Source organism: Archangium violaceum (genome assembly GCF_016859125.1).
GTDB lineage: Bacteria > Myxococcota > Myxococcia > Myxococcales > Myxococcaceae > Archangium > Archangium violaceum_A.
The window spans coordinates 11,226,826-11,240,792 of sequence record NZ_CP069338.1 but is presented as its reverse complement, the minus strand read 5'-3'; the positions used below and the strand labels follow the sequence as shown (position 1 = coordinate 11,240,792).

At 64.9% G+C, this 13,967-nt stretch carries 13 protein-coding genes and 5 tRNA genes; all 18 read left to right on the top strand.

Annotated elements, in window-relative coordinates; genetic code table 11:
• Window positions 1-11 precede the first annotated feature (11 nt).
• Window positions 12-1,256, top strand: coding sequence for an adventurous gliding motility lipoprotein CglB (gene cglB, locus JQX13_RS47550; protein WP_203405998.1), 1,245 nt, complete (start codon window positions 12-14; stop codon window positions 1,254-1,256).
• Between the two features lie 66 nt (window positions 1,257-1,322).
• Entirely contained in the window at window positions 1,323-2,285 is a 963-nt protein-coding gene (locus tag JQX13_RS47545) for an ATP-grasp domain-containing protein (RefSeq protein WP_203405997.1), read from the top strand.
• A gap of 74 nt (window positions 2,286-2,359) precedes the next feature.
• Window positions 2,360-2,809 carry a protein-disulfide reductase DsbD family protein gene (locus JQX13_RS47540; RefSeq protein WP_203405996.1) on the top strand — a complete coding sequence of 150 codons (450 nt, stop codon included), beginning with the start codon at window positions 2,360-2,362 and terminating at the stop codon, window positions 2,807-2,809.
• Window positions 2,810-2,815: 6 nt separating this feature from the next.
• Window positions 2,816-3,655 carry a 23S rRNA (guanosine(2251)-2'-O)-methyltransferase RlmB gene (rlmB, locus tag JQX13_RS47535; protein ID WP_203405995.1) on the top strand — a complete coding sequence of 280 codons (840 nt, stop codon included), beginning with the start codon at window positions 2,816-2,818 and terminating at the stop codon, window positions 3,653-3,655.
• Window positions 3,656-3,784: 129 nt separating this feature from the next.
• Window positions 3,785-3,857, top strand: a tRNA-Thr gene (locus JQX13_RS47530).
• A gap of 88 nt (window positions 3,858-3,945) precedes the next feature.
• A tRNA-Tyr gene (locus JQX13_RS47525) sits at window positions 3,946-4,029 on the top strand.
• Window positions 4,030-4,037: 8 nt separating this feature from the next.
• Window positions 4,038-4,113: transfer RNA gene (locus JQX13_RS47520), tRNA-Gly, on the top strand.
• A gap of 22 nt (window positions 4,114-4,135) precedes the next feature.
• Window positions 4,136-4,211, top strand: a tRNA-Thr gene (locus tag JQX13_RS47515).
• Window positions 4,212-4,227: 16 nt separating this feature from the next.
• A complete protein-coding gene (gene tuf, locus JQX13_RS47510; RefSeq protein WP_203404235.1) occupies window positions 4,228-5,418 on the top strand; it encodes an elongation factor Tu in 1,191 nt (396 codons plus the stop codon).
• A 96-nt stretch (window positions 5,419-5,514) separates the two neighbouring features.
• Window positions 5,515-5,679 (top strand): 50S ribosomal protein L33, encoded by a 165-nt coding sequence (gene rpmG / locus JQX13_RS47505; RefSeq protein ID WP_108076707.1) that lies wholly within the window; start codon window positions 5,515-5,517, stop codon window positions 5,677-5,679.
• A 27-nt stretch (window positions 5,680-5,706) separates the two neighbouring features.
• Window positions 5,707-5,782 (top strand) — tRNA-Trp (locus JQX13_RS47500).
• Window positions 5,783-5,864: 82 nt separating this feature from the next.
• Complete coding sequence (gene secE, locus JQX13_RS47495; protein WP_203405994.1) at window positions 5,865-6,308, top strand: preprotein translocase subunit SecE; 444 nt, start codon at window positions 5,865-5,867, stop codon at window positions 6,306-6,308.
• Window positions 6,308-6,850 (top strand): transcription termination/antitermination protein NusG, encoded by a 543-nt coding sequence (gene nusG / locus JQX13_RS47490; RefSeq protein ID WP_203405993.1) that lies wholly within the window; start codon window positions 6,308-6,310, stop codon window positions 6,848-6,850. Before secE ends, nusG begins: the two co-directional genes overlap by 1 nt.
• Before the next feature lie 102 nt (window positions 6,851-6,952).
• Complete coding sequence (gene rplK / locus JQX13_RS47485; RefSeq protein ID WP_203405992.1) at window positions 6,953-7,396, top strand: 50S ribosomal protein L11; 444 nt, start codon at window positions 6,953-6,955, stop codon at window positions 7,394-7,396.
• Window positions 7,397-7,436: 40 nt separating this feature from the next.
• On the top strand, window positions 7,437-8,150 hold the full coding sequence (gene rplA / locus JQX13_RS47480; protein WP_203405991.1) for a 50S ribosomal protein L1: 714 nt from the start codon (window positions 7,437-7,439) through the stop codon (window positions 8,148-8,150).
• 414 nt (window positions 8,151-8,564) lie between these two features.
• Entirely contained in the window at window positions 8,565-9,083 is a 519-nt protein-coding gene (gene rplJ / locus JQX13_RS47475) for a 50S ribosomal protein L10 (RefSeq protein ID WP_203405990.1), read from the top strand.
• A 90-nt stretch (window positions 9,084-9,173) separates the two neighbouring features.
• Window positions 9,174-9,548, top strand: a complete 375-nt coding sequence (gene rplL, locus JQX13_RS47470) for a 50S ribosomal protein L7/L12 (protein WP_203405989.1) — start codon at window positions 9,174-9,176, stop codon at window positions 9,546-9,548.
• Window positions 9,549-9,729: 181 nt separating this feature from the next.
• Window positions 9,730-13,956, top strand: coding sequence for a DNA-directed RNA polymerase subunit beta (rpoB, locus tag JQX13_RS47465; protein WP_203405988.1), 4,227 nt, complete (start codon window positions 9,730-9,732; stop codon window positions 13,954-13,956).
• Window positions 13,957-13,967: the final 11 nt, after the last annotated feature.

The window sequence follows — 13,967 nt, the reverse complement described above, 5'->3', positions numbered from 1 at the left end:
GAAATCAATCTATGCGCGCCAAGCTGACCTTCCTGAGCGCCCTCGTGCTGGGCACCTTCGGTGGTGTTCTCGCCACCGGTTGCCAGACCTATGACTTCGAGCCGGTGGATCCGCTCGCCATTTCCCAGACGACGGAGACGCGGTATATCGAGGCGCGGGCGGCCAAGCCGAACCTGATGCTGCTGGTGGACAAGTCCGGCTCGATGAAGGATCCGGTGGACCCGTCGGATTCGGACTGCATGGTGGCCGGCGAGCTCTGTGGCCAGACGCGTCCGTGCAACACGGCCACCTGCCCCACGCGCTGGAGCGAGCTGCAGGCCGCGATGCGGGACTTCCTCGACAGCAGTGGCACCCTCGCGCGTTTCGGGCTCGCCACCTACCCGGCGGATGCCTCGTGTGGCTCCACGTCCACGATCAGCGTCGATCTTCCCGCCGATGGCGTCGAGGACGAGGCCTCGCTCGGAAACAAGGCCGAGGAGGTGAAGGCGGAGATCTTCAAGATCAAGAACTCCTCGTCCACGGGTGAGCCGACGCCCGCGGGTGGTACGCCCACCGGCCAGAGCCTCAAGTTCATGGGTGGGCTCAGCGAGCTGCAGACGGCGGATCGTGACGACTTCGTGCTGCTGCTCACGGACGGTCTTCCCAACTGCAACTCGGCCCATCCGACGCCTTATCCGCAGTGCTTCTGCACCCTGCAGAGTTGTGAGGCCGCTTCCGCCAAGCAGATCGGCTGCCTCGACGATGATGCCTCGGTGGCGGCGGTGAAGGAGCTGGGCTCCAAGGGGATCCAGACCATCGTCATCGGCTTCGGCGCGGACTTCGAATCCTCCAGCACCTCGGGGCAAAAGGGCGCTGAGACGCTCAACGCCATGGCCGTGGCGGGCGGTTTCAAGCGCAAGTGTGCGCAGAACTCGGATTGCGGCACGGGTGACGGTGACACGTGCGAAAATGGCCTCTGCAAGCGCCAGTTCTTCCAGGCGGCCAACAGGGCGGATCTGGTCGCGGCCCTGCGGGACATCAGCGGGAAGATCCTGGTGAAGGATCCCTGCCTGCTGACCTTCGATGCCTCCGAGCGCCCGACCTCGCAGGAACTGGTGGTGGTCTACGTCAACAAGGAGCGCCTCGCATCGGGGGCTGACACCTGGAGCCTGACGGAGGAGGGCATCTCCTTCGCGGGCGCCACGTGCGAGCGCATCAAGAACTCCACGCCGTCCTCGCCCGTGGATATCGAGGTGCGCGCCGTTCAGCGGCGGTAGTCCCCAGGGGCGGCTTTACGCGGTGAAGGGGTGGGGCTATGTCTCCGGCGCCCGCCCTGGCCGCCCATGAAGATCACCATCCTCTCGCGCTCCGCCTCCATTTCGTCCACCAAGCGACTGGCCGAGGCCGGGCGCGCGAGAGGGCACCAGGTGCGTGTGCTCAACCCGGTCCGGGTGGAGATGCACCTGGATGGACAGCGCGCCAACCTCTACTACCGGCGCCGCAAGCTGTCCCTGTGCGACGTGGTCATCCCGCGCATCGCGCAGTCCATCAACAACTACGGCCTGGCGGTGGTGAACCAGTTCGCCATGTGCGGGGTTCCACTGGTGAACACGGCGCGGGCGATCGCCGAGTCACGCAACAAGCTGCGCTCGCTGCAGTTGTTGTCGGCGCACGGCATCGACATTCCGGCGACGGTGATGGCGCGTGACGCGGCGGACCTGAAGGCCATGGTGGGCCTGGTGGGCGGCGTGCCGGTGCTGGTGAAACTGCTGCAGGGCCAGGAGAAGCACGGGGTGATGGTGTGCGAGAGCCTCCAGTCGTTGGAGGCGGCTCTCGAGGCCATTTTGGGGCTGGGGCACAACCTGGTCGTCCAGCAGTACGTGCAGAACACCGGGCAGGACGTGCGGGTGTTGGTGGTGGGAGGCCATGCGGTGGCGGCCGTGCGGCGCCGGCCCAGGTTCGGACGCCTCTCCTACACACTGAACCGGGGCGCGCGTCTGGAGGGCATCGAGCTGACGGAGCCCCAGCGCCTGGCGGCGGAGAAGACGGCCTCGCTGGTGGGGCTGGAAGTGGCGGCGGTGGACCTGCTGGCCGTGCCGGAGGGGAAGCCGAAGGTGTTCGAGGTCAACAGCTCGCCGGCGCTCCCGGAGATGGAGGCGGCCACGGGGTTGGACCTGGCCAGCATCATCATCCAGCGAGCCGAGGAGCTGGCGGCTGGGGGACCGAGGGTGGGCCTGCCCGAGCCCGAGCCGATGATTCCCTCCCGGCGCAAGCGGGCTGCCAAGGCCAGCGCGGGCGAGGCGTGAGAAGAAAGAGGACGCCGGGGGGCGGAGGGGCGGTGATATAGGGAGGCCGCTGACTCTGCAGAGGAGAACGAACCATGCTGCACGTCCGACGCATCACCTCCCTGGCCGCCGCGGTGGTGGCTCTCGCCTGCACCCACGCCCACGCCGAGGGCCAGGTGGACCCCACGACCCTCTACGAGGTGAGCACGGAGGGGACCTCCACGAAGGTGAAGGCGGGAGAGCAGGGCATGTTCGTGCTGTCCATCAAGAGCAAGCAGGGGGCGCATGTGTCGGACGAGGCGCCGCTGAAGCTGGAGCTCAAGGGAACGCAACTGACGCCCACCCAGGAGAAGCTGGCGCTGAAGGATTCGGTGACGAAGAAGGCGGCGGGGCAGCAGTTCGTGGACCCGCGCTTCGAGGTACCGTTCAAGGCCACGGCGGCCGGCAAGGGCACGCTGGAGGCGAAGCTCACCTTCTTCATCTGCTCGGAGCAGCTCTGTGCCCGGCAGCAGAAGACGTTCTCCCTGCCCGTCGAGGTCCTCTAGCCCGTGGTGCGCCAGCGTTCATCCAGGGGAAGTGAGCGGGGGGAGCGTGGGGGTCGCGAGCGCGGGGGTGAACGCGAGCGCGCCGAGCAGCGCTACGTCTACGGAGTGAACCCGGTCCTCGAGTCGCTCCGGGCGCACGCGGAGCGGGTGGAGCGCCTGTTCATCACCGAGGGGCAGCTCGCCGCGAAGGCGGCGGCGGAGATCTTCAGCCGCGCGAAGGACGCGGGCATCCGGGTGGAGCGGGTGCCGCGGGAGCGCCTGGCGGTGATGGCCGATGGTGGGGTGCACCAGGGGGTGGTGGCCGAGCTGCGGGGCTTCGAGTACGCGGACCTACCGGACCTGTTGGAGGCGGCCGAGGCGAGCGGTCGTCCGCCGCTGTTGGTGGTGCTGGACGGCATCCAGGATCCGCACAACTTCGGGGCCATCGTCCGCTCGGCGCACGCGCTGGGGGCACATGGGGTGGTCATCGCCAAGGATCGGGCGGTGCCGGTGACGGGAGTGGTGGCCAAGGCCTCGGCGGGGGCGGTGGAGCACTGTCCCATCGCGAGGGTGACCAACCTGTCCCGGACGTTGGAGGAGTTGAAGGAGGCCGGGGTATGGATCGCTGCGGCGGATCCCCACTCGAACGAGCCCCTGTGGGGCGCCCGGCTGGACGGGCCATTGGCGTTGGTCGTGGGGGCCGAGGGAGCAGGCGTGCGCCAGGGAGTCCTGGAGCACTGTGATTTCCGCCTCAGGATTCCAATGCTGGGTCAGGTCGGTTCCTTGAATGCGTCCGTTTCCGCGGCGATTCTGCTATACGAGGCCGCCCGGCAGCGGGGGATGTCACGTCCCGGTGCCGGAAGTTGAATCAGCCGGATCAAACCGCTTGACTTGGACGGCGGGGACTTCTAAAAGGGCGCGCCTCGACGGGACGGGTGGTTGACGGTTCCGGCGAGGAGGCGGATGGGGTAGGGGATGCAGCCGGAGTTGCTGGACGCCGGTGTAGCTCAGTCGGTAGAGCAACTGATTTGTAATCAGTAGGTCGCGGGTTCAAGTCCCGCCGCCGGCCAAGAGGAACGGGGCCGCGGATGAGGGCCCGGGGCAAAAAAGCAGTAGGAAGAAACAACGGTTTTACGGTAGTTGAGGATAGCGGTTTCGGAGGGGTACCCAAGTGGCCAAAGGGAGCAGACTGTAAATCTGCCGGCTCTACGCCTTCGTTGGTTCGAATCCAACCCCCTCCATCGGAATCGCGGGAATAGCTCAGTTGGTAGAGCGTCAGCCTTCCAAGCTGAATGTCGTGGGTTCGAGTCCCATTTCCCGCTCCAGTTGTTGTAGTCGCAGATACAAGCCCTGATAGCTCAGTTGGCAGAGCGCATCCTTGGTAAGGATGAGGTCACCAGTTCAATCCTGGTTCAGGGCTCCATTTTTCGAGGAGCGTTATGTCCAAGGAAAAGTTCGAAAGAACTAAGCCGCACGTCAACATCGGCACCATCGGCCACGTTGACCACGGCAAGACGTCCCTGACGGCGGCCATCACGAAGGTGCTGGCGAAGACCGGCGGCGCGACCTTCCTCGCGTACGACCAGATCGACAAGGCCCCCGAGGAGCGTGAGCGCGGTATCACCATCTCCACGGCGCACGTGGAGTACCAGACGACCAACCGGCACTATGCCCACGTCGACTGCCCGGGCCACGCCGACTACGTCAAGAACATGATCACGGGCGCGGCGCAGATGGACGGCGCCATCCTGGTGGTCTCCGCCGCCGACGGCCCGATGCCCCAGACGCGCGAGCACATCCTGCTCGCCCGCCAGGTCGGCGTGCCCTACATCGTGGTCTTCCTGAACAAGGTCGACATGCTGGACGACCCCGAGCTGCGCGAGCTCGTGGAGATGGAGGTCCGCGACCTGCTCAAGAAGTACGACTTCCCTGGCGACGAGATCCCCATCGTCCCCGGCAGCGCCCTCAAGGCGCTCGAGGGTGACACCTCGGAGATCGGCGAGCCGGCCATCCTCAAGCTGATGGAGGCGGTGGACAAGTACATCCCCACCCCGCAGCGCGCGACGGACAAGCCCTTCCTGATGCCGGTGGAGGACGTGTTCTCCATCGCCGGCCGCGGTACGGTGGCCACCGGCCGCGTGGAGCGCGGCAGGGTGAAGGTGGGCGAGGAAATCGAGATTGTCGGTATCCGCCCCACGCAGAAGACGGTCGTCACGGGCGTGGAGATGTTCCGCAAGCTGCTGGACGAGGGCATGGCGGGCGACAACATCGGCGCGCTGCTGCGTGGTCTGAAGCGTGAGGACCTGGAGCGTGGTCAGGTGCTCGCCAAGCCGGGCTCCATCACCCCGCACACCAAGTTCAAGGCGCAGATCTACGTGCTCACGAAGGAAGAGGGTGGCCGTCACACGCCGTTCTTCAAGGGCTACCGGCCGCAGTTCTACTTCCGCACCACGGACGTGACGGGCACGGTGAAGCTGCCCGAGAACGTCGAGATGGTGATGCCGGGCGACAACATCGCCATCGAGGTGGAGTTGATCACCCCCGTGGCCATGGAGAAGGAGCTCCGCTTCGCCGTCCGCGAGGGTGGCCGCACCGTGGGCGCCGGCGTCGTGGCCGAGATCATCGCCTAGTGAGCGGGCGGGCTCCTGGTCCGCCCCTCTTGGCGCTCAACCCCGAGGGGGAGCTGTGATAAGCAGCTTTCCCCTCGTGTCTATCGAGTTCAAGTCATGCCCAAGGGTAATCGCAGCATCATTTCGCTCGAGTGCACGGTGTGCAAGGAGCGGAACTACTACACCACCAAGAACAAGCGGAAGAGCCAGGACAAGCTCGAGCTGAGCAAGTTCTGCCCCCGCGACCGGAAGCACACCGTCCATAAGGAAGGTAAGGTCTAGTTCTGTTGTTGTGGTCGGGTGTTCTCTAGGCCAGTAGCTCCAACGGTAGAGCAGCGGTCTCCAAATCCGCGTGTTGGGGGTTCGAATCCCTCCTGGCCTGCCAATTGTTCAGTTGCAGGGACCCTCGGTACCCAGGTACCGGGGGTCCCTGTGTTTTCCGGCATCAAGCAAGTCAGCGAGGAATCATGGCAGCGGCATCCGAGGCCAGCCAGCAAGCGAACCGTTCCGGCATGGATCCGAAGCGGCTCGTGGTCATCTTCTTCCTCATCGCGGGTCTCATCTTCGCGCTCTTCCTGGAGCACGTCTGTGGCCTCATCTGGGCCCGGGCGGGTTGGAGCGATCCCGTCATCATCGATGGTGTCGACTGGCAGGTCTCCACGTTGGTGGGCTTCCTGCTTGCCGCGGGCATCGTGGTGGGGGGCTACCTGAACCCTAAGACCCATTCGCTCTCGCTGGACGTCGCCTCCGAGTTGATGAAGGTCACCTGGCCGTCCTGGGCGGAGACCAAGGCGTCGACCATGGCGGTCATCGTCGCCTCCGTGGTGGCGGCCGTCCTCCTCTTCTGTATCGACACCCTCGCCTACAACCTTATGGTTGAGTGGATACCCGCCATCTGGGGGAAGCTGTAATGGCGATGAAATGGTACGTGGTCCACACCTACTCGAACTTCGAGAACCAGGCGAAGAAGAGCCTGGAGGAGCGGATCCGGCTCGAGGGGTTGCAGGACCTGTTCGGCGAAATCCTGATTCCCATGGAACAGGTCGTCGAGATGGTGAAGGGCGAGAAGAAGACGTCCCGGCGCAAGTTCTTCCCAGGTTACATCTTCGTGCAGATGGAGCTGAATGACCGCTCCTGGCACCTGGTGAAGAACACGCCGAAGATCACCGGTTTCCCCGGTGCGGCGCAGAACCAGCAGCCCACGCCCATCTCGGACGCGGAGGTGGCACGGCTCACCTCGCAGATCTCCGAGGGCACGCTCAAGCCCAAGCCCAAGGTGCAGTTCTCCGACGGCGACACCGTCCGGGTCATCGATGGCCCCTTCGCCAACTTCAACGGCACGGTGGAAGAGGTCAACGCGGAGAAGGGTCGCGTGAAGGTGCTCGTGAGCATCTTCGGTCGCGCGACTCCCGTGGAGCTCGATTTCATGCAGGTGGAGAAGACCACCGGCTAGCAGTCTTCCCTGGCGCACGAGCGCTCGGGGATACCCAGGGTGGGAGGGTCGCCCGTCAAGCGGCCCGTGGGAACCACCATTTCGAAAGGCAGTTGTCAGCAGATGAAGAAGGTCACAGGTCAGGTCAAGCTGCAGATCCCCGCCGGCAAGGCGAACCCCGCTCCGCCGATCGGCCCCGCGCTCGGTCAGCAGGGCGTGAACATCATGGAGTTCTGCAAGCAGTTCAACGCCAAGACCCAGGCGGAGGCCAAGGAAGGTCTGATCATCCCGGTGATCATCACCGTGTATCAGGACCGTTCCTTCACCTTCATCCTGAAGACCCCGCCGGCCGCCGTCCTCATCAAGAAGGCGGCGGGCCTGCACACCGAGAAGAAGAAGGGCTCGGGCGCCAAGAAGCCGGGCAAGGAGAAGGTGGGGCAGATCACCCAGAAGCAGCTCGAGGAGATCGCCCGGAAGAAGATCGAGGATACGACCGCTGGTTCCCTGGACGCCGCCATGCGCACCATCGCGGGCACCGCGCGTTCCATGGGCATCGACGTCGTCTGACCTTCTCCACCTTCACCTTTTCTAGAAGAGGATTTTCAACATGCCTCAGACCGGTAAGAAGTTTCGCGCCGCCGCCACGAAGGTGGACCGCAACAAGCGCTACAGCATCGCCGATGGCTTCCAGCTCCTGAAGGAGACCTCGGGCCTGCGCGGCACCAAGTTCGACCAGACCGTCGAGGTGGCGCTCAACCTCGGCGTGGACCCGAAGCACGCGGACCAGATGGTCCGTGGCGCCGTGGTCCTCCCGCACGGCACCGGTGCCACGGTGCGCGTGGCCGTGTTCGCCAAGGGCGAGCGCGCCACCGAGGCCGAGGGGGCCGGCGCCGACGTGGTCGGCGGCGACGACCTGGCCAAGCGGATCGAGGGTGGCTTCCTCGAGTTCGACACCGTCATCGCAACCCCGGACATGATGGGCGTGGTCGGCCGGCTTGGTAAGGTGCTCGGTCCCCGCGGCCTCATGCCCAACCCCAAGGTGGGCACGGTGACCATGGACGTGGCCAAGGCCGTCCGGGATGCCAAGGGCGGTAAGGTGGAGTTCCGCGCCGAGAAGGCGGGCATCGTCCACGCCAAGCTCGGCAAGACCTCCTTCGCTCCGGAGAAGCTCCAGGAGAACTTCAACACCCTGGTGGACCTGGTGATGAAGCTCAAGCCGGCCACCGCCAAGGGCGTCTACCTCAAGGGCGTGGCCATCTCCGCCACCATGAGCCCGGGCATCAAGCTCGACACCACTGAGATCCTCGCCCGTCACCGGTAGTCAGGAGTAGGGCAGGGGGTTCGTCGGTTATGGCCGGGGGGAGGCCTCACGCATGGAGGCCCCCCCCGTCGTCTGTTTGACGTCCGCCGTCAAAATTTGCTGGACCTTTTGCGAAGCCGCGGGTATAGCGCCCCGGCTTTTGCAATTGAGGCGCCACGTCGATGAGACACGGCGCCTCGAACATCCCTGGTCCCAGACAGCAGGGACCCAAGGTGGTGCTCGTGCCCTCCGTTGGCAACCGGACAACCGGTCGGAGACATGGGAACTCCCTCGGGTTCAAACGACTCCTAGAGTCGCCCTGCCGAGACTGGAGGTGCGGTGTGGTGCCTCTCGGGGCTCCTCTCGCTCTGCCACTTGCGTGGCCCAGGTAATCCAGCCCGCCTTCGGGTGGGTGTCGTAAGGAGGTGAAACCAAGTGATCAAGAGCGAGAAGGAAGAACTCATCAAGGAACTCAACGAGAAGTTTTCGCGGGCCCAGACCGCGATCGTCGCTGAGTTCTCCAAGCTGAACGTTGAGACGGTCACCAAGCTGCGCAAGAAGTTCCGCGACGGCAAGGTGGACTACAAGGTCCTGAAGAACACGCTGGCCAGGCGCGCCGCGAAGGGTACGCCGGTGGAGGTCATCGCCGACGACTTCGTGGGGCCCGTGGCCATCGCCATCAGCTACGACGATGTCGTGGCTCCGGCGAAGATCCTCGTGGACTTCATCAAGGACCTCGAGACCATCAAGGTCCGTAGCGCGTCCGTGCAGGGCCGCCGCGTCGACACCGAGGGCGTCAAGGCCCTGGCGAAGATGCCCGGTCTGCCCGAGCTCCGCGCCCAGTTGCTCGGCATGATCAACCAGCCTGCCGGCAAGCTCGTCCGGACCATCGCGGCCCCCGGCTCCCAGCTGGCCCGCGTGCTCCAGGCCAACGTGGACAAGCAGCCCGAGTAACCGAACCGAGAAGCAGACCCACCGCAAACCTCTGGCCTTTTCCTTCCTGATGGAAGGATGGCCGTTAGAAGTCGAAAGAAGGACATTGAAATGGCTGACCTGAATGCGATCGTCGACCAGCTCTCCTCCCTGACCGTCATGGAGGCCGCCGAGCTCGTGAAGCAGCTCGAGAGCAAGTGGGGCGTGTCCGCCGCCGCCGTCGCCGTGGCCGCTGGCCCCGCCGCCGCCGCCGCCGCTGCCCCTGTCGAGGAGAAGACGGAGTTCACCGTCGTTCTCGCCGACGCCGGCGCGAACAAGATCAACGTCATCAAGGAGATCCGCGCCATCACCGGTCTGGGCCTGAAGGAGGCCAAGGACCTGGTCGAGGGCGCCCCCAAGACCGTCAAGGAGGGCGTCAACAAGGACGACGCCAAGAAGATCAAGGACCAGCTCACCGCGGCTGGCGCCAAGGTCGACATCAAGTAATTGCTGGTTTCAGGTAGGCGTCGCGTTTCGGGAAATTCCCGACGCCTCCTGACCGGATGAGCAGGCCGGCGTGCCCGGAAAGGGTGCGCCGGCTTTGCCCTTTCCGTATCTCTAAATTTCCCGCTGCCGCTGCGCGTTACCCAATCTCGCCCCGCCAGAGATTGCTCGCCCCGGAGTTCGAATGCCGACGCAGATCCAGAACAACTTCCGAGTGCGGAAGACCTTCGCGAAGATCGCGAAGACCATCGACATTCCCAACCTCATCAACATCCAGAAGCAGTCCTACGAGAAGTTCCTCCAGGCTGACATCCCGCCGGAGAAGCGTGAGGACATCGGGCTTCAGGGGGTCTTCAAGTCGGTCTTTCCGATCCGTGATTTCAACGAGACGTCCTCGCTGGAGTTCGTCAGCTACCACCTCGAGAAGCCGAAGTACGACGTCGATGAGTGCCACCAGCGTGGCATGACCTATTCGGCGCCCATCAAGGTCGTCGTCCGCCTGGTCGTCTGGGACAAGGACGAGGAGACCGGCGCCCAGTCCATCCGTGACGTGAAGGAGCAGGAGGTCTACTTCGGGGAAATCCCGCTGATGACCCAGAACGGCACCTTCATCATCAACGGGACCGAGCGCGTGGTGGTCAGCCAGCTGCACCGCAGCCCGGGTGCCTTCTTCGACCACGACAAGGGCAAGAGCCACTCGTCTGGCAAGTTGCTCTACAACGCCCGCATCATCCCGTACCGCGGCTCGTGGATCGACTTCGAGTTCGACCACAAGGACATCCTGTACGTGCGCATCGACCGGCGCCGCAAGCTGCCGGCCACGGTGCTCATCCGCGCCCTGGGCGCGGTGTCCGACACCGCCAAGAAGAACCCGTTGGAGTTCCGTGGCTCCACCGAGGAGATCCTCAACTACTACTACGCCACGGAGACCATCTACCTCCAGAGCAACACCGACTTCGAGAAGTCCGTGGAGCTGGAGCTGTTGCCCGGTCAGCGCGCCACGCGCGACATCAAGACCAAGGCGGGCGACATCATCGTCAAGAAGAACCGCAAGTTCACCCGCGCCGCCATCAAGAAGCTCGAGGCGGCCAAGATGAAGACGCTCCCCATCGACGCGGACGAGCTCTTCACCAAGGTGTCCGCCTACGACGTGGTGGATGAGAACACCGGTGAGGTCATCCTCGAGTGCAACGAGGAGGTCTCCCAGGACAAGGTCGACGAGCTCCTCAAGCGCGACATCAAGGAGTTCAAGGTCCTCTTCATCGACAACCTCAACGTGGGTCCGTACCTGCGTGAGACGTTGATGCTGGACAAGATCGAGACCCCCGAGCAGGCGATCATGGAGATCTACCGCCGCCTGCGCCCGGGTGATCCGCCCACGCCGGAGACGGCCACCAACCTCTTCAGCAACCTGTTCTTCAACCCCGAGCGCTACGACCTGTCCAAGGTCGGCCGCCTCAAGCTGAACTTCAAGTTCGGCCTCGAGGAGCCGCTCGATGGGCAGATCCTCACCAAGCGCGACATCCTCGAGGTCATCCGCTACCTGGTGGACCTCAAGAACGGGAAGGGTGTGATCGACGACATCGATCACCTCGGCAACCGTCGTGTGCGCGCGGTGGGCGAGCTGCTGGAGAACCAGTACCGCATCGGTCTGGTGCGCATGGAGCGGGCGATCAAGGAGCGCATGAGCCTCCAGGAGATCGAGACGCTCATGCCGCACGACCTGATCAACGCCAAGCCCGTGACGGCCGTCATCAAGGAGTTCTTCGGGTCCAGCCAGCTGTCGCAGTTCATGGACCAGACGAATCCGCTGTCCGAGGTGACGCACAAGCGGCGCCTGTCCGCCCTCGGGCCCGGCGGCCTCACTCGCGAGCGCGCGGGCTTCGAGGTGCGCGACGTGCACCCGACGCACTACGGCCGCATCTGCCCCATCGAGACGCCGGAAGGTCCGAACATCGGCCTCATCGCGTCGCTGTCCACCTTCGCTCGCGTCAACGAGTTCGGCTTCGTCGAGACGCCGTACAAGAAGGTGGAGGCCGGCGTGGTGACGGGTGACGTGGCCTTCTACTCCGCGCTCGAGGAGGAGAAGCACACCATCGCCCAGGCCAACGCGGAGACGGACAAGAAGGGCAAGTTCCTCAACGCCCTCGTGTCGGCTCGCCGCAGCGGTGACTTCATCCAGGCGAAGGCCGAGGAAGTGGACCTGATGGACGTGTCCCCGAACCAGCTGGTGTCGGTGGCCGCCTCCCTCATTCCCTTCCTGGAGAACGACGACGCCAACCGCGCGCTCATGGGCTCCAACATGCAGCGCCAGGCCGTGCCGTTGCTGCGCACCGCCGCTCCGCTCGTGGGCACCGGTATCGAGGCCATCGTGGCTCGCGACTCCGGCGTCACCTGCGTGGCCCGGCGCGACGGCATCGTGGAGAGCGTGGACGCCAGCCGTATCGTCGTGAAGGCCGACGCCGCCGCGGGTGCGTTCGACATCTCCAGCGAGGTCGACATCTACAACCTCCTGAAGTACCAGCGCTCCAACCAGAACACGTGCCTCAACCAGAAGCCCATCGTCCGCAAGGGCGACCGGGTGAAGAAGGGTGACGTGATCGCCGACGGTCCCGCGACCGAAACCGGCGAGCTGGCGCTGGGCCAGAACGTGGTCGTCGCGTTCATGCCGTGGCAGGGCTACAACTTCGAGGACTCCATCCTCATCTCCGAGCGCATCCTCAAGGAGGACGTCTTCACGTCCATCCACATCGAGGAGTTCGAGTGCATCGCGCGCGATACCAAGCTCGGCAAGGAGGAGATCACCCGCGACATCCCGAACGTGGGTGAGGAGGCCCTCAAGGACCTCGACGAGAGCGGCATCATCCGCATCGGCGCCGAGGTGAAGCCCGGCGACGTGCTGGTGGGCAAGATCACTCCGAAGGGCGAGACCCAGCTCTCCCCCGAGGAGAAGCTGCTGCGCGCCATCTTCGGTGAGAAGGCCGGCGACGTGCGTGACAGCTCGCTGCGCGTGCCCCCCGGCGTGGTGGGCACCGTCATCAACGCCAAGGTGTTCAGCCGCAAGGGCGTCGAGAAGGACGAGCGCGCCAAGCAGATCGAGTCCATGGAGGAGGCCAAGCTCCTCAAGGACCAGAACGACGAGATCAAGGTCCTGCGCGACAGCGCCTACGGCCGCCTGCGTGCCATGCTCCGCGGCAAGGAGATCCAGGGCAAGCTCGTGGACGACAAGGGGAAGATCCTCCTGAAGAAGGGGGACATCGTCTCCGACGAGCTCCTGGCCACCGTCCCCTACAAGTACTGGACGGAGATCTCCGTCGGCGATCCGCTCGACGGCAAGCTGCGCGACATCCTCCGCAACCTGGAGGAGACCACCGAGGCCGTGAAGCTGGCCTTCGGCGAGAAGATCGCCCGCATCAAGAAGGGCGATGAGCTCCCGCCGGGCGTCATCAAGATGGTGAAGGTGTACGTCGCCATCAAGCGCAAGCTGGCCGTGGGCGACAAGATGGCCGGCCGCCACGGTAACAAGGGCGTCGTCTCCCGCGTCCTCCCCGAGGAGGATCTGCCGTACCTCCAGGACGGCCGTCCGGTGGACATCGTGCTCAACCCGCTGGGCGTGCCCTCGCGCATGAACATCGGGCAGATCCTCGAGACGCACCTGGGCTGGGCCGCCAAGGGCGTGGGCGAGCAGCTCCAGCGCTACATCGAGGAGAACTACAGCGGCGAGAACCTCAAGAAGCAGCTGAAGGTCGTCTACGACGACAAGGCCTTCGGCGACTTCGTGGACGGGCTGTCCGACGACGAGGTCAAGAGCCTGTGCTACCGCCTGAAGAAGGGCATCCACGTCGCCACGCCGGTGTTCGACGGCGCTCGCGAGACGGAGATCCACTCGCTCTTCGACGAGGCCCGGCTGCCGCGCACCGGTCAGATGGTGCTCTTCGACGGCCGCACCGGTGAGCCGTTCGACCAGAACGTCACCGTGGGCGTCATGTACATGCTCAAGCTGCACCACCTGGTGGACGAGAAGATCCACGCCCGTTCCATCGGGCCCTACTCGCTCGTCACGCAGCAGCCCCTGGGCGGCAAGGCCCAGTTCGGCGGCCAGCGTCTGGGAGAGATGGAAGTGTGGGCGATGGAGGCCTACGGTGCCGCGTACACGCTGCAGGAGTTCCTCACCGTCAAGTCCGACGACGTGGTGGGCCGCACGCGCATGTACGAGGCGATCGTCAAGGGCGACAACGTCCTCGAGTCTGGTCTGCCCGAGTCGTTCAACGTGCTCCTCAAGGAGCTCCAGTCGCTCGCGCTCGACGTCGAGCTGCTGGAGAGCGCTCCGCCCGAGCGCCAGCGCTCCTTCTCGGGAGACTTCGGTGGCGGCGACGGCGAGGACCGCGTGAAGACGGGTACCGAGGCCTAGTCCAGCGTACC